This window comes from Spirosoma luteolum (assembly GCF_054778875.1).
This window is the reverse complement of the sequence record NZ_BAAGZE010000003.1, coordinates 553,616-575,773: the sequence shown is the minus strand read 5'-3', so window position 1 is coordinate 575,773 and position 22,158 is coordinate 553,616. Positions and strand designations below refer to the sequence as shown.

19 protein-coding genes are annotated in these 22,158 nt (G+C 62.6%); 2 read left to right on the top strand and 17 right to left on the bottom strand.

What is annotated here, in order from left to right:
• Positions 1 to 82 precede the first annotated feature (82 nt).
• The 9 genes from hemE to ACYVAC_RS04935 all read right to left on the bottom strand — a co-directional run bounded on the left by hemE (position 83) and on the right by ACYVAC_RS04935 (position 12,953).
• Positions 83 to 1,111: a uroporphyrinogen decarboxylase gene (hemE, locus tag ACYVAC_RS04975; RefSeq protein WP_461096485.1), complete on the bottom strand. Its 1,029-nt coding sequence runs from the start codon at positions 1,109 to 1,111 to the stop codon at positions 83 to 85.
• Positions 1,112 to 1,168: 57 nt separating this feature from the next.
• A complete protein-coding gene (locus ACYVAC_RS04970) occupies positions 1,169 to 2,116 on the bottom strand; it encodes an FHA domain-containing protein (protein ID WP_461096484.1) in 948 nt (315 codons plus the stop codon).
• Positions 2,117 to 2,130: 14 nt separating this feature from the next.
• The gene (locus ACYVAC_RS04965) at positions 2,131 to 6,099 is read right to left on the bottom strand and encodes an FtsW/RodA/SpoVE family cell cycle protein (protein WP_461096483.1); all 3,969 of its coding nucleotides are present in this window, start codon (positions 6,097 to 6,099) and stop codon (positions 2,131 to 2,133) included.
• Positions 6,100 to 6,122: 23 nt separating this feature from the next.
• Positions 6,123 to 7,439, bottom strand: coding sequence for a serine/threonine-protein kinase (locus tag ACYVAC_RS04960; RefSeq protein WP_461096482.1), 1,317 nt, complete (start codon positions 7,437 to 7,439; stop codon positions 6,123 to 6,125).
• 9 nt (positions 7,440 to 7,448) lie between these two features.
• A complete protein-coding gene (locus ACYVAC_RS04955; RefSeq protein WP_461096481.1) occupies positions 7,449 to 8,984 on the bottom strand; it encodes a serine/threonine-protein kinase in 1,536 nt (511 codons plus the stop codon).
• Complete coding sequence (locus ACYVAC_RS04950; protein ID WP_461096480.1) at positions 8,981 to 10,420, bottom strand: PP2C family protein-serine/threonine phosphatase; 1,440 nt, start codon at positions 10,418 to 10,420, stop codon at positions 8,981 to 8,983. The genes ACYVAC_RS04955 and ACYVAC_RS04950 overlap by 4 nt, the downstream gene beginning before the upstream one ends.
• A 140-nt stretch (positions 10,421 to 10,560) precedes the next feature.
• Positions 10,561 to 11,562 carry an FHA domain-containing protein gene (locus tag ACYVAC_RS04945; protein WP_461096479.1) on the bottom strand — a complete coding sequence of 334 codons (1,002 nt, stop codon included), beginning with the start codon at positions 11,560 to 11,562 and terminating at the stop codon, positions 10,561 to 10,563.
• Positions 11,563 to 11,827: 265 nt separating this feature from the next.
• On the bottom strand, positions 11,828 to 12,295 hold the full coding sequence (locus ACYVAC_RS04940) for a hypothetical protein (RefSeq protein WP_461096477.1): 468 nt from the start codon (positions 12,293 to 12,295) through the stop codon (positions 11,828 to 11,830).
• A gap of 88 nt (positions 12,296 to 12,383) precedes the next feature.
• Positions 12,384 to 12,953 (bottom strand): hypothetical protein, encoded by a 570-nt coding sequence (locus ACYVAC_RS04935; protein WP_461096475.1) that lies wholly within the window; start codon positions 12,951 to 12,953, stop codon positions 12,384 to 12,386.
• Positions 12,954 to 13,141: 188 nt separating this feature from the next.
• Here ACYVAC_RS04935 and ACYVAC_RS04930 point away from each other — a divergent pair, with 188 nt between their 5' ends.
• Complete coding sequence (locus ACYVAC_RS04930) at positions 13,142 to 14,008, top strand: SDR family NAD(P)-dependent oxidoreductase (RefSeq protein WP_461096474.1); 867 nt, start codon at positions 13,142 to 13,144, stop codon at positions 14,006 to 14,008.
• A 56-nt stretch (positions 14,009 to 14,064) separates the two neighbouring features.
• Here the strand turns inward: ACYVAC_RS04930 and ACYVAC_RS04925 are convergent, their stop codons facing one another.
• Genes ACYVAC_RS04925 through ACYVAC_RS04915 form a run of 3 tightly spaced genes read right to left on the bottom strand, consistent with a single transcriptional unit; the run spans position 14,065 to position 15,159 of the window.
• Positions 14,065 to 14,421, bottom strand: coding sequence for a hypothetical protein (locus ACYVAC_RS04925; RefSeq protein ID WP_461096473.1), 357 nt, complete (start codon positions 14,419 to 14,421; stop codon positions 14,065 to 14,067).
• 32 nt (positions 14,422 to 14,453) lie between these two features.
• The gene (locus tag ACYVAC_RS04920; RefSeq protein WP_461096471.1) at positions 14,454 to 14,798 is read right to left on the bottom strand and encodes a hypothetical protein; all 345 of its coding nucleotides are present in this window, start codon (positions 14,796 to 14,798) and stop codon (positions 14,454 to 14,456) included.
• 22 nt (positions 14,799 to 14,820) lie between these two features.
• Positions 14,821 to 15,159 (bottom strand): hypothetical protein, encoded by a 339-nt coding sequence (locus ACYVAC_RS04915; RefSeq protein WP_461096470.1) that lies wholly within the window; start codon positions 15,157 to 15,159, stop codon positions 14,821 to 14,823.
• A gap of 168 nt (positions 15,160 to 15,327) precedes the next feature.
• Between ACYVAC_RS04915 and arfB the strand changes: the two genes are divergently transcribed.
• Positions 15,328 to 15,732 (top strand): alternative ribosome rescue aminoacyl-tRNA hydrolase ArfB, encoded by a 405-nt coding sequence (arfB, locus tag ACYVAC_RS04910; RefSeq protein WP_461096469.1) that lies wholly within the window; start codon positions 15,328 to 15,330, stop codon positions 15,730 to 15,732.
• 6 nt (positions 15,733 to 15,738) lie between these two features.
• On the opposite strand, the gene ACYVAC_RS04905 is transcribed toward arfB, so the two are convergent.
• From ACYVAC_RS04905 to ACYVAC_RS04885, 5 genes are all read right to left on the bottom strand, one after another.
• On the bottom strand, positions 15,739 to 16,431 hold the full coding sequence (locus tag ACYVAC_RS04905) for a 3-keto-disaccharide hydrolase (RefSeq protein WP_461096468.1): 693 nt from the start codon (positions 16,429 to 16,431) through the stop codon (positions 15,739 to 15,741).
• Positions 16,432 to 16,527: 96 nt separating this feature from the next.
• A complete protein-coding gene (locus ACYVAC_RS04900) occupies positions 16,528 to 17,496 on the bottom strand; it encodes a hypothetical protein (RefSeq protein WP_461096467.1) in 969 nt (322 codons plus the stop codon).
• 66 nt (positions 17,497 to 17,562) lie between these two features.
• On the bottom strand, positions 17,563 to 20,532 hold the full coding sequence (locus ACYVAC_RS04895; protein WP_461096466.1) for an FAD-binding and (Fe-S)-binding domain-containing protein: 2,970 nt from the start codon (positions 20,530 to 20,532) through the stop codon (positions 17,563 to 17,565).
• A gap of 62 nt (positions 20,533 to 20,594) precedes the next feature.
• On the bottom strand, positions 20,595 to 20,960 hold the full coding sequence (locus ACYVAC_RS04890; protein ID WP_461096465.1) for a hypothetical protein: 366 nt from the start codon (positions 20,958 to 20,960) through the stop codon (positions 20,595 to 20,597).
• A 66-nt stretch (positions 20,961 to 21,026) separates the two neighbouring features.
• Positions 21,027 to 22,100, bottom strand: a complete 1,074-nt coding sequence (locus tag ACYVAC_RS04885; protein WP_461096464.1) for a DUF4097 family beta strand repeat-containing protein — start codon at positions 22,098 to 22,100, stop codon at positions 21,027 to 21,029.
• Between the last annotated feature and the right edge of the window lie 58 nt (positions 22,101 to 22,158).

Here is a 22,158-nt window from a genome sequence, read left to right as displayed (position 1 = left end):
GCCGCGGCCAAAAAAAGAGGGGCCGGCCCATCCGATACGGTAGATCCGTCGGGTGGGCCGGCCCCGGCGTATAGGTGCCCGCTTACAGGCTCGACAGTTCTTTCACCGTATCGACAAAGCAGCGGGCCTTGTCGGGGTTGGTGTCGGGGTAGATACCGTGGCCCAGGTTGGCAATGTAATGCTGGTGGCCAAAGGCGCTGAGCATGGCCTGTACTTCGGTTTTGATACCCGCAAAATCAGCATAGAGCACGCAGGGGTCCAGATTGCCCTGCAGCACCTTGTTGGGTACCAGCGCGCGCGATTCGGCGGGGTCCATGTTCCAGTCGAGGCCCACCACCTGACAGTCGAGCTGGCCGATCTCATGACGGGCAAAGAAAGCGCCCTTGGCAAACACCGTTACGGGCACATCGGTAAGGGCGTCGCAGATTTGCTTAATGTACGGCAGCGAGAACGTCCGGTACTGCTCGGGCGAGAGGATGCCCGCCCACGAGTCGAACACCTGAATCAGATCGGCCCCGGCTGCGACCTGGGCTTTGAGGTACGAGATGGTGCTGTCGGTAATCTGCTGCAGTAGCGTGTGCGCAAAGGCGGGGTCGGTATAGAGCAGTTTCTTGGCCACCGAAAAGGTTTTGGAGCCCTTCCCTTCGGTCATGTAGCAGAAAATGGTGAAGGGCGCGCCGGCAAAGCCAATAAGGGGCACCCGGCCGTTCAGCTCTTTCTTGGTGAGCCGGATGGCATCGAGCACATAGCCCAGGTCCGTTTCGGCATCGGCCACGCGCAGCTGCGCCAGATCAGCGGTCGTGCGCACCGTTGTCGGGAAAACGGGCCCCCGGCTTTCGATCATTTCGTAGGGCAGGCCCATGGCTTCGGGCACCACCAGAATATCCGAAAAAATAATAGCGGCATCGACGTCGAAGGCATCGACCGGCTGAATGGTTACTTCGGCCGCCAGTTCGGGCGTTTTGGCGAGCGTGATAAAACTGCCAGCCTGCTCGCGCACGGCCCGGTACTGCGGCAATACGCGTCCGGCCTGCCGCATCATCCAGACCGGCACCCGCTCGGTCAGTTCACCCCGCGCGGTGCGGAGCAGCAAATCGTTTTGTAAGATCATGCCGCAAATATACCGCTTGGCCGGGTTTAGTTGCGGCTGCTGCGGGGGCAATCCGGTCTATACCAGTTCAAAAAGCAGCATCACGGCGCCCCCCAGTTCGATCTGATCGCCATGGTCCAGCGGATAACTCATACCGGCAATGTCGGCCCGCTCCATGGTATCGTTGGGGTGGAATACTTTGGTTTTGTTGCCGCTCGCCGGCAGGCCCCCCGCGTCGACAAGCAGGCTGTAGCGATGGCGTTTGGGGTCGTAAGCGATGTGGGCGTGGGCGCGGCTAACGGCACCGTTGACAGTTCCCCGTGCCGGGTCGAAGGCCGGGTCGTCGTCGTTCAGAATCACGATGTCGTTGTGGCGCACCCGTCCGGCCGTGGTCTGGGCCTGCTGCCCGCGCCCAATGCAGTAGCTGGTCTGGCGGCTGGGGTCGAGGGTGTAGGTGTCGTGTTCGGTCTGGCCAACCAGTGTAGTCAGGCGCGCCAGCTGCGGAGCGGCACCGGCCGCCCGGCGTCCTTCGATCTGCAGCCCCAGATTGCCGGATCGCACGCTGGTATCGGGCAGGGCGTCGGTATAGAACGTGTAGTCGAACTGCCAGTCGGGGGGAAGCTGGATATACTGATCGGCCAGCTGTCGGCTCAGTTCGCGCTGGAATTTGCCCGGCTGGGCCGCCCACAGCGCCACCCGGTACAGCTCGGTTTCGTCGGGCGCGGGTGCCAGAATGGCGAGCCGGAGCGCGATAGGCGCATTGTCGGGTTCGTTCTGATAGGGGTGCAGTGCGTCGAGTACAAACCGCAGCAGCCGTTCGCGCAGCTGACCCGCCGGGGGCAATCCAGCCGGGGGCAGTCCAGCCGGAGCGCCGGGCGCGGGCTGAGGAGCCGGGCTGGCCGGCGGCAATTCTCCCGCTGCGGGTAAAGGCTGTTCGGTCGCCGGCATGGGGCTATCAGACGGGGTAGGGGCCGGCTGTGCGGGGCCGAAACCAAAGGCTTGTTTGAGGGAGTCGAGTAGGCTCATACCTGTTGTTGGAATTAAAAACTACCGAGGTAACCACGCTGTTTGAGCAGGGGCGCCACCACCGTATTGGCCAGCCGAACGGCCTCGGCCGACGATTCGCCCAGTTCGATCCGGACGCTGACGACCGTGCGTGACTGCCCGTTTGGCGTTGGGGCAAAAAAGACGTACCAGCCATCGTTCTGCCGCACCCCCTGCACGATCCGTTCGGGTGTACCGGTCTTGCCGGCTACCCGCGCCACGCTGATTTTCGCGTTGCCGCCCGGGTTCGACTGCTCGATCATGAACGATTGCAGGAGCTGCGCGTTGGGGGCACTGCCCAGCCGTTTGCCGGCGACAACGGGGCGGGCCGCACCGCCCTGACTCAGCACATAGCGCGAGGGCTGCATAATGCCTCCGTTGGCAATGGCACCGGCCATCCGGGCCAGGGCCGCGGGTGTAGCCGTGAGCTGCCCCTGCCCCCAGGCCAGACCCGAAAACTCACTCTGGTAGCGTTTGGGATACGTCGAGGCCGTGTAATACAGCTTGCGCCGGACCACAAAGGCCGAGTCGCGCCAGTGGTCCCGGATGCGGGTTCGCTCGGCATCGGTATGGGTATCGGTAAACGCGTAGCCGCCAATATAGTCGACGTTCATACCCGTAGCCAGATAGAGGTTGGCCAGCTGATCGTCGAGTTTGGCGTCGTTGGCCGTTTTAATGAAATACACATTGCTCGACCGCACAATGGCTTTGCGCATATCGACAGTTTCGTTGCAGGGTTCCGATTCGCGGGCACCCCGCCGGATAATCTCGGCGCACGAGATGGTGTACTGCCGGCTGGCGGCCGTTGTGCCCAGCTTGTCGAAGGCCGCCATGGCCGTCAGAATTTTGGCCGTCGAGCCGGGGGCCGTCGGGTAGGTCATGCCCAGATCGCGCTCAGTGACCAGGTAAGGCAGCTTCAGCCGGTCGCGGTCGGGAAGCAACATAGCTTCGGGCGCGTCGAGGTTGGGCGTCGGGTACGTTGCCGACGCATGAATGTCGCCCGAAGCCGCATCGAGCACCACCACCGACAGGCGTTTATCCCGAAACTCAGATCGGGCCAGCGCCCGCTGAATGGCCACCTGCAGTTCGGCATTGAGGCTCAGGCGCAGGTCGCGGTTGCGGGCTTTGCGCTCGGCTACTTCGCGACTGTCGAGGCCGGCACGCAGGGCCGGGGCCAGTTCGCTGTAGTCGTATACCGACAGGGTGCGGGTTTGCTGCACCGCCGGGCTGAACCGGTCGGCGTGGTAGGCCAGCGTCACGAGCGCTGTTTTGCGGGGGCGGCTGTTGAAACCGCGCAGTTCGCTCAGGTGCGTAGCTTCGGCATAATAGCCATTGCTTTGCCCCCAGAACAGCTGGGTGTTCAGATCGCCGAGCCAGAAAAACAGGTCGTTGCCAAAGGGGTAATAGCGTTGCAGCCGTTTGCGGGTCAGCTGCTGCAGGTCGGCGTCGGCCAGTCCGCTCTGTCGAAGCTGGCGGGCCTGCTGCCGGATGCGGTCGGGTTCGCTGGTGGCCAGCAGCAAGCCATTGCGGTCGTAGATGGTGCCGGCGGCCAGCGCCCGGGTCAGTCGTTCGATGCGGGGATTATAGCTGTAAACGGGATCGCCGTTGCGCGTAACAACCCGCGCCGGTCGAACTACGTACTCGCGGCCCCGCCAGCTGATGATGGGCAGCAACTGCGCAATAAGCACGGCTACCCCCGCCAGAAAGCCAACGATGCCGGCCATCAGCACCACGTCGTAATGCTGTTGCAGGTACTCGCGCTGCGCCACCTGTCCCGGCCGGCTGGCCACGCTGAATACCGCCCCCATGGCCGTCAGGTTAACGATCAGCGAAATTTTTCCGTAGCTCAGAAACGGCACGCTGATACCGGTGAGCGGCAGTAGCCCGATGGAGCCACCCCCGATGATGAGAAACTGAATACCCGTAGCAATGGCAATACCCGACACCAAGAAAAAGCTGAAAGGCTGGCCGGCCCGGCGGGCGTGCAGAAACAGGCGGTGCAGCAGGATGCCCATCAGCAGAAAAACCGCAATGACCCCCAGCCCGCCCAGCTCTTCGCCCAGACTGGGCAGAATCATATCGGTGTGAGCCGCCGGAATGGCGTTGGCAAATCCTTTCCCGAGTCCCTGCCCCGACCAGCCGCCGGTGGCCAGCGCCCAGAAACCGTGGGCCAGGTGATCGCCCCCGTACACATCATTGTTCCAGGGGCTCAGCCACATGGCTTTGCGGTCGGCCAGCCGACTGCCCACAAAAGGCAGCCGGTCGCCGAAGGTAAACATGGCCATCACCAGCAGCAGCAGCACCGGCGCTTCGGTGAGCAGAGCCGCCCAGCCCAGGGCCGTGGCCGAGCGCGCCTGCCGTTTCCAGATCATGTACCCCACCAGCCCGGCCAGGCTCAGCAGCGTGGCCACCACGCCCGGCAGCAGCCAGAGCGCCAGCCCATAGCCCAGACCCGTAGCCAGTGTAAGGGGCAGGTTGCCCCGGGCAATGCTGTAGAACAGCAGAAACGTAAAGCAGACGACCAGCGCCGGCCCCATATCGCCCAGCAGCAGGTAGAGCAGCATGAGCAGGCCCGCTCCCAGAAAGGCGCCGATGCTAACCCCAAACCGCCAGCGCAGGTCGGGCAGCTGCCGGATATTCTGCTCGTTGGCGGCAAAGAAGCCGGCGAAAAACAACAGCAGCAGATACTTGGTGATTTCGCTTGGCTGGAATGTGAGCCCCCCCACCGACAGGTTGACGCGAACACCGCTGCCTTCGGGCCCCGAGCCCACCAGCAGCGTCAGGCCGGCCAGCCCCAGGGCCAGCACCAGCCAGGTCCAGCCCGACAGCCGCACCGCCGTTTGCCCTCCCCGCGTGAACAGCCAGTCGTAAGCGCGGGTGGCGTAGAAACGCCCCACGTTCAGCTGCGACACCACCGTCAGGCCCAGCAGGCCCAGCCCGATACCCTGGATGGTCTGGCTGGCATAAAGCGTGTCCTGCAGCGGGTCCTGAATGGCCAGCAAGGTCAGCACCGATAAGCCGGTGAGCAGCATCAAAATGGCCAGCAGCAGCGGATCGGCGCTGAACCGGCGCAGGTGCCACACGGTATCGACCAGCCAGAACGCCAGCAACAGACCCAGCACAATACCCCAGAACTGCCAGGTGTAGGTGCCCGGGCGCCGAACCATCAGCGCGTGGTCGGCCTTGAGCTGGCTGTAGACCACCGTGCCGATGAGCCGCAGCTGGTGCGGCCGGCCCGTGAAGGTGAAGGCAGGGTCGCCGGTCAGGTGGGCGGTGCCGCGCCGGCTGCCAAACTCCAGACCAGGCTTCAGCGGAACCACGCTGTAGCCGGCCCCCTCGATAAGGCCGGTAAACGAGAACGTTCCCTCGGCGTCGGTGCGGGCATACACAAACTGATCGCGCAGGGTATCGGGCTGGGCCGTAGCCGGGTGTCTGCGCAGCTGCACCAGCACGCCTTCCAGGGGATGCTCGTCGCGTAGCACCCGGCCGCTCAGCGTGGCCGATCCGCTGCCCCCGCTGACTGTGGCTGCGTAGGGTTTGGGGTTGTTCAGCTCGCGGTTGTACAGCAGCGAGTCGAAACCCATCTGCTGCCGCGAAAACCGAAGCCGGCTCTGAAAATCGGTACCGCCGATGCGGCTGCGCCAGGCGCGGGGTGCGTACAGCGCGAATGGCCGTTTGTTGAGCCCGCCCAAATTGTCGAGGGGAGGGTTGTGGCTCAGCTTAGCCGGCAGCGAATCGGCCAGCATGGCAATGTCGCCGGGATCGGTGTAGTAGTTGCCGGCGGTCAGCAGCTGCCGGACCGCAGCCGGACGTAGGCCCGGCGCCAGCAACAGGCTTTGCCCCGTACGGGCCGATTCGGTTGCCCGATCGAGGGCAGGCATCAGGTTGGTGTAAAGCCGGATGAAGAGCAGCAGCAGCATACCTGATGCAACCAATAAATACACACGTCCGGAGGATGAGGGCATGCCAGAGGGGAACAGAGAATGAATTAATGTAAAAGCCCGGTCGTGTCGGTAGACGCGCTGCTGTCGGGCGGGGCGGTCTGAGCGGGTGTGGGTTGGGGCTCGGGCTGCGTTGTGGGCGGCACAGCCACCGTGTCGGCCGTCACGTCCGCTGGTTCAGCCGGTTCCGTATCAACCGTGTCGCTGGCTTGGGCCGACGGTTGAAAGAACTGGGTCGAGTCGATAGGCGTCGCCGTCGAATCGGGCTGCACTACCGGCGGGGTATCGCGCCGGGTCTTGACGTAGAAAACGCCCCCGGCAATCAGCGCCACCACAATCAGCCCAACCACCAGGCCCAGCCAGGCCGGCATACCTCCCGCAGGAGTAGGCTCGTCGTAGCTTGCCCCATACACTGGTTCGGGCGCAGTGGGTGCCTGGTAAGCGGCTGGCGCCACCATCGTCTGCTGCACAGGCCGGGGGGCGGGTGGCGCCGGCCGGCCGGCGCCCCGGTTGGCCTGAAGTTCTTCAACGTTGGCCTGACCGAGCAGCAGCGCCAGGTCGGCGGTGTCGCTGAGCCGGCTGGCCGGGTCTTTGGTCAGCGACCAGGTCAGAAGCGTTTGCAGGCTGGGCGGTAGCGCCTGCCCCGGTGTGGGCGTCAGCGCGGGCGGCTCGGCGCGCAGCACCTGATCCATGAAGGCGGCAATGCCGGCATGGTCGGTCATGGCGAAGGGCACCCGTCCCGCCAGACATTCGTACAACACCACTCCCAGCGAGTAATAATCGGTGGCAACCGTTACCCCCCGTGGGTTGTCGAACTGCTCGGGCGAGGCATATTCGTAGGTCATCAGCGACTGCCCCGTCATGGTCTGGGTTTGCTCATGCAGCCGGGCCACCCCAAAATCGGTAAGCAGAAAGTGCAGTTCGCCACTGGCCAAGGTTCGGTACAGAATATTTTCGGGCTTGATGTCGCGGTGAATGATGCCCTGCGGATGAATGGCACCAAACGCTTCGGCCAGCTGAAGCCCCAGCCGGATGGTGGCCGGCACACTCAGGTGGCCCTGCTGCTGGAGCAGCGTGCGCAGGCTGCCGCCCTCGATCCAGTCCATAACGATAAACGGCATGGCCCGGTCGAGTTGTACCTCCCGCACCCGCACCACATTGGGATGCGCGATGCTGGTCATGATGTCGGCTTCGACCCGAAAGCGCCGGAGCGTTTCGGGGCTGGTATCGACGGTGAAGTGTTTGATCGCCACCAGGTCGCCCGAGGCTACGTGCCGGGCTTTAAGCACGCGGGCATTGCTGCGACCCAGTTCGCTGATGATTTCGTACCCCGGGAAGTGCGTGTTGACGCTGAGGGTTGGCATGAGTACTGGCTAATTTAAGGGCGACGCCGTGGCCATTGTGTCGATGGCGTCCGGTATCGCGGTGGAGCGGTAACTGGTTACGCGGCAGGTGAGCCGGGTGCCCCGGTCGCTGTTGGGCGCGGGCAGCGTTACCGACGCGTTGGGTGCTACATTGGCAAACCGCAGTGTCTCGTGTTTGTAGAGACCGCCTTTTTCTTTGTAATAGTTCACCTGCACGAGTACATACGTAAACGGCAGTTCGGTCGGGTTAGTCAGTTCGATCTTCGCATTTTTTATGCCGCCAAACAGGCCCACCTTGTAGTTGGCGACGCTGGCGCGCAGGGAGCGGGCAGCCAGTAGCCCCTGTTGCCGGCGCTGCAGCTGGGCCCGGGCCGAGTCGAGCCGCTGTCGGGCGTGCAGGGCTGCCGTGTCGGATTTGCCTGCGCTGCCGGTAACCAGCGGGGCCGGGCCGTCGGCGGGCGAATCGGCCGTTGTCGAGCGGTTGCCCGACCGCGTCAGAACCAGATAGCCGCCAGCCAGGCCCAGCAGGGCGATCCCGATGAAAACTGGCCATTGCCACGACGCCCGTTTCGGCACCGGCCGGTCGGCCAGGGGGGGGGCAGCCTGAACGGGCCGGGGGGCGGGGGCCGGCGCAGCCTGCGTACGGGCCGTGTCGGGAACGGCTACCGGTGGGGATGCCGTGGCGGCCCGCCCCGACTGCAGGTACTGGAGTTCGGCCTGTTTGAGCAGCCAGGTCAGTTCGTCGGGGTCGCTGAGTCGATCAGCCGGTTTTTTAGTCAGCAGCCGGTCGAGCAGGGTAGCAAAGCCATCCGTTGAGCGGCCGCCGGCCAGCGGGGGCAGGGCCGGGGGGGCGTCGGTCAGCACCTTGTTCATAAACGTAACAATGCCGGCATGGTCGGTCATGGCAAAGGGCACGCGCCCCGTCAGGCATTCGTAGAGCACCACCCCCAGCGAGTAGTAGTCGGTGGCGGGCCCCACGTGTTTGGGGTCGTTAAACTGCTCGGGCGAAGCATATTCGTAGGTCATCAGCGACTGCCCCGTCAGTGTGTTCGACTGTTCGTGCAGCCGGGCCACGCCAAAGTCGGTGAGCAGAAAATGCAGTTCACCACTCGCCAGCGGCCGATACAGAATATTTTCGGGCTTCACGTCGCGGTGAATGATACCCTGTTCATGGATAACCCGAAAGGCCGCGGCCATCTGCAGGCCCAGCCGCGTGGTGGTGGGCACGTCGAGCCCGTTCTGGGCCTTGATCAGCGTACTGAGGGTACCGCCTTCGATCAGCTCCATCACCAGATACGGTAATTCGGCTTCGAGCTGTACGTCGCGCACCCGCACAATATTGGGGTGGGCAATACTGGTCATGATGGCCGATTCGCGCTGAAACCGGCGGAGCGTTTCAGCATCGGTGTTGAGCGCGAAATGTTTGATGGCCACCAGATCGCCGGAGGCCAGATGCCGCGCTTTCAGAATGCGGGCGTTGCTGCGGCCCAGTTCGCTCAGGATTTCGTAGCCGGGAAACTGGGTATTGAATCGAACAGTAGTCATTGCGGACGGGAGGTGGGTGGCTGTGGCTGTACCGAAACCGTGATAAGCGTATTCAGGGCCGTATCGGCGCCGACCGATGCCCGTACGGGCTGATCGACCTGGCTGAAATAAACCCGGCGGAGCTGTAGCTGACCCGGGCGTGTTGTTTCGATGCCCGTCGAGAAACCCCGGATCACCAGGTTGGTTAGCGATGCCGTCGACAGGTTGCCGACGCGCAGCGCCAGGGCGGCAGCCGACGTATTGCCGGGGATGAGTACCGTAAGCGTCGAGTCGCCCAGCACCGACCGCAGCGAATCGTTGAGGGTGAGGGGTTTCCAGATGCGCACTGTATCGGCCGGCAGACGCAGTTGCCGATCGGGCGTACCAAAGGCCAGCTGCCGGAGCGAATCGAGCGGATCGGCGCCGGCAACGGGTAAGGCGCTGCCTGTGCTGTCGGGCGATACCGCCTGCACCTGATCGACCGGAGTGGGGTTCGACTGGTACCAGAACAGAGCGGCCAGTCCGCCCAGCAGCAGCAGCACCGCGCCGATCCAGAGCCCCGTGTGCCGCCCGGCTGTCGGTTTCGGCGGATCGGCGGCCACGGGTGGGGGCAGGGGCGTGGCGGGCATCGTCTCCGTTCGGGCGGGGGCTTTGCGGGCCGACTTTTCCCGGCGCTGCCCAATTACGGGTTCGGCCAGGGGTTGGCGGTCGGGCCGTTTGGCCATCAGGACCGTGATGTTGTCGTTGCCGCCCGCGGCATTGGCCAGCCGGATCAGTTCTGAAATCTGCTGGTCGATCGAGATCGATTGAGCCAGTACCGACCTGATCTGCTGCTGCGTCAGCATATCGGTCAGGCCATCGCTGCAGAGCAGCAGCTGGTCGCCCACCTGGAAGTCGGTTTCGCCCCAGTCCAGAAAATCCGGATCGTCGACGCGGTGCGGCATAGAGCCCACGTCGCGCAGGATTTCGTTCCGGCGTGGGTGGCGCATAGCGTCGGCTTCGCTGAGTTCGCGGGCATCTTCGCGCATGCCCACAATGGAGTGGTCAGCGGTCAGTTTATCGAGGCTCTGTTGCCGAAACCGGTACAGGCGCGTGTCGCCCACGTGCACGTAGTAGAGCGTATCGGTGGCAGTATCGGCCAGAACGGCCGTCAGCACGCAGCACATCTGGGCCAGGCGGGCGTCGGTCTGCCGCTCGGTATTGATCTGGTTATTGGCAAAGACGACGGCTTCGCGCAGCATCGAGAGCGGGTCACCAGTCGGGGTGGCCATATAGCGCTCGATAGCCCCTTTGGCAATGGCGGCCGCCCGGTCGCCCCCGGCATAGCCACCCACGCCGTCGATCACGACCAGCAGGGCGGTGGTGTCGGTCCAGAGTGGCTGGCAGATAAACGTATCCTGGTTATCCTGCCGGCGTTGGCCGACATCGGTGTGGCCGGCAATCAGTAAATCGGTCATGCTAAAAACGGGCGTTGGCAACGGAGAAGATAGACAGGGATTGGGTACGGGCTCAGCGCGGCAGCTCCCGGAAATGCCGAAAGACAAAAAACAGCACCACCCCCAGCAGTAACCCGGCCAGCAGTAGATCGATCATGGCGTCAGTAGTTGCGGTTAAAATGCAGGGTAACCATGCTGTTGAGCAGCAGCTGCGCCTGGTCGGGCAGCGGAAACCACTGCGGACTGGCGGGCTCGCTGCGCGGTATCAGCTGCTCGTCGACGCGCGTTTCGTTGCGGCTGAACGAGGCCACCTGAAACGACTGGCTGGCCTCGTCGAAGCGAATACGCGCGTGGGGATTCGAAACGTAGGCCGACTCAACAAGCAGGTAGTTCGGAAAATGCTGGTTGTCGGGTTCCTTGCGGGCCACCACGATTTCCCGGTCGACCATGCGATAACTCGACTCGCGGTTCAGTTCGGCGATGTAGTATCGGATGGTGGCCAGGCCCGTATCGAGGGAGCGGGGCAGCGGCTGAGCGGCTACCGGTACCGGGCCGCCCGATGGGGCGGGGGCGCTGGGCTGGCTAAAGCTGAACCGAACGCCGAACGCGCCCGGCTCCCGAAAGTCGATGTGCCGGAAGGCCTGCTGGTCGACATCGATTTTCTCGAAGCGGTTGGTTTGTTTCACCCGGCGCGTCACGTTCAGATTGTCGGGCAGGGCCTCGGCCGCCGGCCCACCAGGCAGCAGGCCCGTCAGGGCGCCAACCACCCGCACCTCGTCGGGTTCGATGGGGTCACCGGCAAATTCGCGCCCGGCGCCAAACTTGAAAAACCAGCCCGAGGCCACCGGCGAAATGCGCTGGTAGCCTGCCCGGTGGGCGTCGATCCGGGCGTTGAACGCCTGCACGGCTTCGTCGACAATGACGGGAAACGCATTCTGCCGCGCTTCGTAGGTGTCGGGGTGGAGCAGAATGAGGAAATGGGCGTTGAAGAGCATGCTGCTGCCCACCGACTCGCGACTAATCGACGCGTCGAAACTGGCGGCCAGCTCGTGCAGAATCTGGGTGTTGGAAACGGTTGCCGGCTGACTGGAATCAGTATGGTCGGGGGGCGGCAGAATCAGGTTGCTCAGCTTCTGAAGCCAACCGCCAGACGAAGTAGCCATGAACGAGGAACGTTAGTGAATGCATACGGACGAGGCCGATTATCGACATAACGGCCGATAGGCCCCAAACTGATACGGCCGATGCCCAAAAGGGACCGCCGGCCAATCCGGATCAGGTTAAAAGCATAACGGCATTGGGCCACCGGGTGTTTGCGCGGCCGTATTCGGTGCCGCGTGAGTCGGGGCGGGCCGGGTATGCACAAAAAGCCCCGCCGTGGTACCCGAAAAGGCACCACGGCGGGGCAGCAGACCGATCGGACAGTGATTAACCAAACAGTTCGTCCCAGATGCCTTTGGCTTTTACCTTGGCTTCTTCGATACGCTGGGCGGCTTCGGCCTTCAGCTCATCGAGTTTCACCTGGGCGGCTTCGAGCTGCACGGTGGCTTCGGCCTTCATGTCGTCGAATTTATCTTCGGCGGCATCGGCCAGTTCATCGGCTTTGGCTGCGGCAGCCGAGAACGCCGTTTCGGCCTGGGCCTGCAGGTTGGTGATGGTGTCGGCGGTCGAGGCTTTGGCGGCTTCGAACTTCTCGGCGGCTTTGGCTTTCAAACCATCGACGTCGATGTCTTTACCAACTTCCTGCGCTTTGGCAACCAGCTGGTCGCGCAGTTCATCGAACTGGGTCGAAACGGCATCGAGGTGCTGGCTGGCTTCGGCCTTAAACGCGTCGAATTTGTCGGCGGCTGCGGTTTTGGCGGCCTGCACATCGGTCAATTTGTTGTTGTTTTCCATGAGCTGGTGGTGTACGTAAACAGTTTACGCCGAAAAATGACCAGAAATAAGGCCAAAACAAAGCCCTGATCGGGTTTAGACGTCTGTCTTAGGTAAGGCGTCTGACAATCAGGTTGTTGACGAGTTCGAAAAGGCCGGCCGGCTTCAGGGTTCGCCAGTTCAGGATTTCGTCGAGCGTGCCCCCGTAGTTGATGTAATAATCGAGGTGGTACTTGTTCCATTCGCGCTCGACAAAGTCGGGGGCGCGTACAGCCGCAATCCAGCCATCTTCTACATCGTCGAACCACTCTTCGTAATAGCTGTCGTCGGAGCCGTGAAAATTCAGAATGTTTTCGCTGATGAGAATGAAGTATTTGATGCCCTCGTTGACGAGCGGGTCGATGACCTGTCGCTTCAGATACATGATGTCGTTATGAAGCGTGTCGTTCCATTCGCCAAATAGCTCGATCACCACAAACTGCCGGTCGTAGTTGGCAAACAGTAACTTACAATACAGCGTCTCGGAGCCAATTTCGTCCCAGAGTGGGTGAATATAGTAGCCGTAGATATCGTGCTCGTACTGCTGCATATTGTACTCCCGCTCGTGAAACGGTGACCGTTCGTCTTCCGCGGCCGAGTAATACTTCTCCCAGCCATAAAAGGGTTCGATATCCTGCATACGTTCCGGAACAGCCCGATAGGTTTGTGCAACTGTTCCCGATTGTATAACGCAGGGGCGAGCGCGTTTGTTGATGGGGTCAGGGGGAAGTTTGGCGGGTAGCCACCCCAACAGACGGCCTGGCGCAGCCGGGCTGATAAACCCGCCGAAACCGTGCGGATGCAGCCGCGAATGCGTAGGTTTAGGGTATGAACAAGCCACCCAACACCGTCCTGATTACCGGAGCCTCTACGGGCATTGGCTACGGCGCGGCCCGGCAGTTTGCCCGGCGCGGCTACCGTGTTTTTGCCGGCGTCCGCACCGTGGCCGACGCCGACCGGCTCCGCACCGAACTGGGGCCATCGGTCGAACCGCTGCTGCTCGATGTGACGAGCGAGGTGTCGGTGCAGGCGGCCGTACAGACCCTGACGTCGGCGCTGGCGGGCAGCGGTCTGGGCTACCTCATCAACAATGCCGGCGTGGCCATTGGCGGGCCCCTGCAGCATCAGCCGCTGGCGGTGATCGAGCAGCACCTGGCCGTCAATGTGCTGGGTGTTGTGCGAATCACGCAGGCCGTGCTGCCGCTGCTGGGGGCCGGGCCGAGCTCATCAGCCGCGCCTGATTCAACGCGGCCCGGCCTGACGCGGCTCGGCCGTATTCTGATGATCAGTTCGGTAAACGGGCAGGTGGCCATTCCGTTTATGGGGGCCTATGTGGCCTCGAAACACGCGCTCGAAGGGTTGTCGCACAGTTGGCGCCGGGAGCTGGCCCCGTTTGGCATTCGGGTAATCATTGTGGGGCCGGGGGCCGTGAAAACGCCCATCTGGGGGAAAGGCACCGATATCAGCCCGTACAGCCACACGCCGTATTACCCCGCTATGCAGCGGTTCATGAAGCGTGTGCGCGCGGCCGAAGCGGGTGGGCTCACGGCCGATGCCGTGGGCGAGCGGCTGGTGCAGATCGCCGAAGCGCCCCGACCCCGTATCCGGTATGCCCTGTTGCCGCAGCCGGTGGTGGGCTGGCTGATTCCGCGCCTGCCCAACCGCCTGCTCGACTGGGTGCTGGCCCGCATTTGAGGGAACAAAAAAAGCCCGCTGGTGCATACCAGCGGGCCAGTTGGTTGCCTGATTGGTCAGGTGGGCGTATTCGAGAGTTTGCCGGCCAGCGTATGCAGCGCAGCGGCCAGCCCCTGCAGGCGCGTAACCATATCGCCTTCCGAACCCACCGAGGTGCTCAGCTGGGTCACCTGGTCGGCCAGCTTGTTGAGCAGGGTTTCGAGCGCGCCGTGGTCCGCTTTTTCCGACTCGATCGTCTGTTTAAGCGTACCGAGCGACTGCGCAATGTCGCTCGTATTGCTTCCCTCGCGCAGCACGGCAATCCATTGGTCGATCACCGTACTATCCGGGAGCTGAGGTAATTCGGGATCGGTAGACCTGAACAGACTCATCGTCTGATCAAGCAATTCCGTCGATTCTTCGTGGTTAATCATGAACGAGTAGTCAGGGAGTGTATACGATCGGGTCAAAGGTGGCTGCTGAACGACCGCAGGGCACCCACCAGCTGTTTAAGCAGCGCTTCGTCGGTAGGCGCTACATTTGGCTCGTGCGAAACGGAGGCCGTATGGCTGGCCATGCTCAGCATCAGGTGACGTACCTGATCGGCATTGGGTTCGGGTTCTTTCAGCAGATCGCGCAGGGTGGCCATTTCGGCCCAGATACGCTCGGTACCTACGTCGCCCCGGAGGGCGTTCATCCAGCCCTCAAGCAACAGAACGCCCTGTTCAGCCGTGAGCGTAGTATGGTGTCCGTCGCCAAAAGCGCCAAGTGTGTCGTTGAGCATCCGATGCTCCAGCGTGTTGTCTTCCATTGTGTAGTGTGATTGGTGATGATTAGGCGCTCAGGCTGCGCAGCAGTTTCGACAGGCTTTCGAGTTTGCCGGTCCAGGTGCCCTCGGCGTTGGGCCCTTCGGCAGCGGTCTGGGCTTCGTCGGCCAGCGCCAGCAGGATGTTCTTTACCTGCCCGGCGTCGGGCTCCGGCTGTTGCAGCAGGTCGCGCAGCTGGCTCAGCTGGCCTTCTACCTGGCCCACATTGATGTCGCCCTGCAGGGCCATGAGCCAGCCGTCGATGAGGTTGACGCCCTGCGCCGGGTTCAGTGCAACGCCCTGATCGCCCCGCAGCAGGAGCAGTGTATCGTCGAGCATGCGCTCTTCCAGTATGTTCGTTCCCATGGGTGATAAAACAGTGTATGGCCTCTATTGGTCTTCAATAAACGCACCCGTTGACGGTTTGTTCATACCCCGTGGTGAAAGGGAGGGTGGGGTCTGGCAGCCCCGGGATTGACAATGGTTTGCCAGTAAACGCGTAGGTTTGTGGCGACGTTAACCCCCCGGCCCACTATGAAACTGCTCGATTTAAGCTCCGAGATTCGCTACCAGTTTGCCCGCAGTGGCGGAGCCGGTGGTCAGAACGTCAACAAGGTGGCTACCAAAGCCGAGCTGCGCTTCGACCTGCGCCAGTCAACCCTTCTGACCGACGAGCAGAAGGCGGTGCTGGAAACCCGGCTGGCCGGTAAACTAACGACCGACGGTGAGCTGGTGCTGACCCACCAGACCGAGCGCACGCAGCTGGCCAACCGCGAGAAGGTGACAACCAAGTTTTACCGGTTGCTTGAAAAAGCGTTTGAAACGCCCAAGGCCCGCCGGGCCACGCGTCCGTCGAAAGCCGCCGTGGCCGAACGGATTGCCGCCAAAAAGCGCAAGGGCGATGTGAAGGCAACCCGCCGGCGCGTCGATCCGGACTGAGGATGGCTACAACTCCCGGATGCGGATGTTGCGATACCAGACTTTCTCGTTGGGGCTGTGGTTCTGCAGGGCTATTTTGCCTTTGGCGTGAGGGGTGGCGTAGGCCCAGTCTTTAAACTTGCTTCCGGCCACGGCCGTCTTCCACGCGTCGGTCCCATACTGGTAGTCAACCACTTTCTTGCCGTTCAGGAAATGTTCGATGTGGTTGTTGTTAACCACAATCCGGCCTTTATTCCACTCGCCGGCGGGCTTGGTGGCGTTCAGGTCGGAGGGGGCCATCACATCATAGTTAGCGCCGGTCAGCTGCGAGGTTTTGAGTTTGTAGAGCTCGCCCTTGGCATCGAGGTAACCTTTGTCGTCGATCACCTGATACTCCGGACCCGACATGTAGGTGGTTTTCAGGTCGGGGCTGTCGATCACTTTATAGATCACCCCGCTGTTGCTGCCCTTTGGAATCTTAAACTCAAATTCGAGGTCGAAATTTTCGTACTCTTTGTCTGTAACCAGATCGCCCCCGGTCCCATCGGGCGTCAGGGTGCCGTTTTCGACGTTCCAGCCCACCACGCCATCTTTGTGGTAGCTGTGCCAGCCCGTAATGGTTTTGCCATCAAACAGGCTTGTCCATTTGTCTTTGGTCGTCATCGCGGCCGAAAGGGCCAGCACGCCGGCCAGCAGGCCCGGAATCAGAATTTTTTTCATGCGGTTTAGTCGGTTTGTACCGGCTAAAAGTAGCAAAAAAAGAACCGGCTCCGCAGGGGAGGCCGGTTCTTTCCTATTCAGTTGGTCGACTGCTGACTAGCTTGCCATGTCGCGGGCGGCCTGCGGGTCGTTGTATGTCCGGTCGAGGCCTTCGGTCGATTTTTCGTCCGAGCGGTCACCGTCGCTGATCATATCCTGCGCCTGCACGCTGCTCTCATCCATCAGTTCGCGGGGTAGGTCGCGGGTTTCCCTGGCTTCTTCGGGCCGCTCGCCGGGCTGAAAATCGGCGTTGTCTTTGGCATCGACATCGTAGGGATGGGCCGAATCGCCGGTGTCGGGCTTCTCCGACATACCTTCTTCATCGGGACCAGCACTCATGCCTTCGTATTGCGTGCCCGCCACGGCGGTATTTACCGTCGAGGTATATACGCGGTTGCTGAGCCGGAAGCCAATCTCATGCGAACGACCAGGCTGCTCGGGCTCCTGAATCTCGGGCGTTTCGGGTTTGGGTGTACCCGGCAGATCCGGAATTTCGGGGCCGGGTTCGGGCGAGCTGGGGGGCGTCGGCGGAATGGGCTGCGACGGATCGGGGGTAGGCGTTACGGGGCCGGGCGTACCGGGCGTTGGCGGAACCATATCGCCCCGCACTACAAACGAACTCGTCGGCACGCGGCTGCCATCGTCTTCGCTGGGCAGGCCCGTATCGACATCGCTACCCGCGTCGGGGTTGCCCGTCAGTTCGGCCTCGGCCTGTGGATTATCACCGACCTGTGCCATATCGACACCTTCCTGAGCATCGTCGGCCCGGATACCGGCCTCCGAGTTCTCGTAGGTCAGTCCGCTATTCTGATCACCGTTGAAGGCCCGTTCGTCGTCGTCGCTGTAGCGGTTGCGCAGCTGATCGTCGGCGATGTCGTCTTCGGTATCACCAATGGCCGTCAGTTTTCCGTCGACCAGTTTAACCATATTTGTTTCTCCCTGATCGGCGCCAAATTTGGTGTCGGCATTTTCGTTCGACACCATATCGGCCTGTTGGGCACCGTCGCTGAGTGATGAATTTTCCATTACCGTGTAGGGGTTTATGTTGCTTAGTCAAAACCCGCGGAAACGGAAAAGGTTTTGGCGGGCGGCTCAGCGCAGGGCGTCGAACAGGATTTCGGCGGGGTGCTGCGCATGGCGGTGCGTACCGTCTTTGATCTGATGCCGGCAGGAGGTGCCCGAAGCGGCAATCAGCACATCGTCGGCCGACTGCCGAACGGCCGGAAATAGGACCAGCTCGCCAATCTGCATCGACAACTCGTAGTGCTCGGTCTCATAGCCGAATGAGCCGGCCATACCGCAGCAACCCGACGGGATAACCGACACGCTGTACTGTGCCGGCAGGCTCAGAATCTGCTGCACGGGGGCCATGGTCGACAGGGCTTTCTGGTGGCAGTGCCCGTGCACGCGCACCTGCCGGGGCGCGTCGGTAAAGGCGCGGCTGTCGATGTGCCCGGCGTCGACTTCGCGGGCCAGCCATTCCTCAAACAGAAAGGTGTGTTTGGCCAGCGTCCGGGCGGCTTCTTTCTGGTCGGTCGGTACCAGATCGGGGTATTCGTCGCGGAACGTCAGGATAGCCGACGGTTCAAGGCCGATCAGCGGGGTGTCGGCCGACACCTGCCCGCTCAACTGCCCGACGTTGCGGATGGCAATGGCGCGGGCTTCGTCGACGAGGCCTTTCGAGAGGTAGGTGCGGCCGCTTTCGGCATGGTCGGGCAATAGCACCGTATAGCCCAGTCGCTCGAGCAGCTGAATGGCTTTCTGGCCCACCAGCACATCGTTGTAGTTCGTAAACTCGTCGACAAACAGATGAACGGCGCGTCCCGGCGTTGCGGCCGGCCGGGCGCTGGCGGGCCGGTTGCCGGCCCACTGCCGAAGGGTCTGCGAAGCCAGCGCCGGCATGGTGCGGTCGGGGTGAAACCCGACAAGCTTGTTGGCTACCCGGCGCAGGGCAGGCGTGTTGTAGAGCGCATTGTAGGCCCAGGGGGCCAGGCTCGCCAGTTTCATCAACCGCGTGAAATTGCCCACCAGCCGGGTGCGCAGCGGAATCCCCTGCTGCTGGTAGCGCTGCCGCGTGAACTCGGCTTTCATGCGGGTCATGTCGACGCTGCTGGGGCACTCCGACTGGCAGGCTTTGCACGACAGACACAGATCGAGCACACCGGCCACGGCCTCGTAGTCGTGATCGGTAGGGCGCCCGGTGTTGCTGTAAAAATGCCGGAGCATATTGGCCCGGGCGCGGGTGGTATCGTGTTCGCGCCGGGTGGCCATGTAACTGGGACACATGGTGCCGCCCGAGAGGGCTGTTTTGCGGCAGTCGCCCGAGCCGGAGCATTTTTCGGCCAGTTCGAGCAGCCCCCCGTCGCGCGAGAAGTCGAAGACGGTGGCGGGCTGCGGAATCTCGGCATCGGCAACTGACCGCAGCGACTCGTTCATGGGGGGCGTATCGACGACTTTGCCGGGGTTGAACGTGTTGGCGGGGTCCCAGAGCGCTTTCACGGCCTTGCACAGTTCGTAGTTCTCGGGGCCGAGCATATAAGCAATGCACTCGCCCCGCAGCCGGCCGTCGCCGTGTTCGCCCGAGAGCGAGCCGCCGTATTTTTTAACGAGCTGGGCCGTGTCCATCAGCAGCGCCCGGAAGGTGGTGCGCCCGGCCGACGATTTCAGGTCGATCAGAGGCAGCACGTGAATTTCGCCGGCCCCGGCATGGGCTGAGTATTCGAGTCGGAGACCGTGCTGCTCCCAGGCCATCCGGTCCAGCTCATCGATGTAGTCGGGCAGGTCTTCGACCGCTACCGCCGTGTCTTCGATCACGTTGGCGGGTTTGGCCCGGCCCGGAATGTTATACATGACACTGAGCCCCGCCTTGCGCAGCGCCCAGGGTTTTTTGGTGTCGTCGTCGAACAGTACCGGGTAGGCATAGCCCATATCCCGGTCGCGCAGGGCCTGCACAAACGCGTTGGCCCGCGCGGTCACAACCGACCGGCTCTCGTCGAAAAACTCGACCATCAGAATGGCTTTGGGATCGCCCTCCACAAAGTGCCGGTTCTTCAGCTGCTCGGTATTGGTTTTGGTCAGTTGCAGAATGTAATCGTCGACGAGCTCCGAGGCCGCACAACCGTGTTCGAGGGCCACCAGGTTGGCTTCGAGCGACTGCCGGATGGTGGTGAAGTGGGCGCAGACGAGGGCCGTTTCGGCCGGGGGCAGCGGCAGCAGGTTCAGCCTGGCTTCGGTGATAAAGCATAGCGTACCCTCCGAACCAGCCACCAGTGCGGCCAGGTTGAAGGTCGTCAGCTCGCCGGCGTCGGTCCAGGCGTTGGCGAGGGCGTCGAGGGCATAGCCCGTGTTCCGGCGCGCCACGCTGGCTTTGGGGTATCCATCCCGGATGTGCTGCCGGATGGTGGGGTCGGTGAGCCAGTCGCGAAACTGGGTGTAGAGTTTCTGCTCCAGGGGGCTGACTACGTTTTCGCCCCGGCACTTGGCGTCGAAACCCGCCCGGTCGAGCGGCCCAAAGGTGACTTCGGCCCCGTCGCTCAATACGGCCCGCACGTCGAGCAGGTGGTCGCGCGTGGTGCCCCAGATAATGGAGTGCAGCCCGCACGAATTATTGCCGATCATGCCGCCAATCATGGCCCGGCTGGCGGTCGAGGTTTCGGGGCCAAACAGCAGCCCGTGGGGTTTGAGGATGGCGTTCAGGTCATCGCGGATCACGCCCGGCTGCACCCGTACCCAGCGTTCGGCCGTGTTCAGTTCGCCGATGGCGCCAAAATGTTTGGAGATGTCGACCACGATACCGCTGCCCACTACCTGCCCGGCCAGCGACGTGCCGGCCGCGCGCGGAATCAGGCCCAGACCGTGCTGCCGGGCAAACCGCAGCAGCCGCTTGATATCGGCCACCGATTTAGGCAGGGCCACGGCAACGGGCATTTCCTGGTAGACCGACGCGTCGGTGGCGTAGAGCATCCGCTGGGCCGTGTGCGCCGGCGAGTCATCGAAATACAGGTCGCCCTCAAAGGCGGGGAGCAGACTGGCAAACGGAGCACGGGCGGCAAGACGGAACATAACGGAGACGGGCTAAAACGTCCGGCAAAGGTACGAAAAAGGCCGTCGGGTACAGGCAGCGGCTAGCGCCGGGGAGCATTGCCCCGGTCGAACGTGCGTTTGATCAGGCCGCCCAGAAAACTGCCGATCAGGGTCAGGATCATAGAGCCGTAGAGACCGAAGTTTTCCACGTCTCGGTCGGCAGGGCCATCCGGGGTGCCGAAAAACAGGGTATAGGTCAGCCACAGAAACGCCACCTGAATGAAAGCGAGTATCCAGCCCCGGCGGGGCTCCAGAAAACCCAGTCCGGCGGCCAGGGCGGGCGTCACGAAATAAGGTAGGTGGATGGTAGACGTGATTTTGATACACACCAGGATAAGTGCGCTACTCACGAGCGTCAGGCCGATGTGGCGGAGCAGCCGGGAGTCGGAAAACAGAGGATTGGCCATACGCAGCAGCGCCCGCCGGAGAACGGGCGGGCGCTGCAAACCTACAACACAGATCAATGGGACCGGTTAGTTGATGGAAACAGACCCCATGCTGGCCGAAATGTCGACGGGGATACCGCCCCCATTCAGCCGGCCCCGTACGCGGTTTTTCTCGATGTCGCCGTCGAAGCCGTTCAGGCGTTCGGGCATCTGTACGCGGTTGCCGCTCAGGTTCAGGGTCAGGCCCTGGTTGAGGGGCATTTTTACCCGTACGCTGCCCACGCTGGTATTCAGCCGCACGTATTTACCCAGTTTGCTCAGGCTTACGTCGACACTGCCGGCGCTGGTGCTGGCATCGACACTGCCGGCCACGTTGGCCAGCCGAACCGACCCGCCCGACGTGCCGGCTTTGATGTCGCCGTCGAGATTGGTGCCGCGTACGCTGCCCCCGCTGGTCTGCGCGTCGATATCGCCGGTCAGATCGAGGAGTTCGATGCTGCCGCCCGAGGTGTGCAGGCGCATATTGCCGCTCGAGGCTTTGGCGCTGATCGACCCGCCCGACGTTTGCAGGTCGAGCTGCCCCCCCGACCCGGTTTGCCGGCACCGGTCGAGGTTAATGCTGCCGCCCGAGGTCTGGCCCACGATATCGCCCTGCACATCGGTCAGGTTCAGGCTGCCGCCCGATGTTTTGAAGCGCTGTTTACCGCTCAGGCCGCTCAGGCTGATGCTGCCGCCCGAGGTGCGCAGATCGGTAGCTACGGCGCGGGGTGTGTAGACCTTGAAACTGATGCTGACCGAGCGTTTCCAGTCATTGTTGTTGTTGCGCCGTTTGGCAATGGCTACCAGCGTGCTGCCTTCCTTCTCGACCGAGATGTCGTAGTCGCGCAGGCGCTCGTCGAGCTCGGCTTTGCTGAGCTGGTTGCGGTCGTTTCCGTTGTTGGCGCGTACAAACACCTCAATGCGGGCGTCTTTGCCAGTGCCGCCTTCGACGGTCAGGCTGCCGCCCGATGTTTCGGCCCGAACGGCATTGATGGTGCCGGTAAAGGTTTTGGTCTGGTAAGGCGTGTCGCGTTCGTCGGCGCGGGGGCGAGCGGGCGTGTAGGCGCTCAGGGTGAGCGCGCTGGCCGTGGCCAGGGTCAGGAGGAAGGTTGAGCGGTTCATGCGATGATTAGCGTTTATAGCCAACAGATGCCGTGGCCCGGGCGTAGGTTGCATGGGC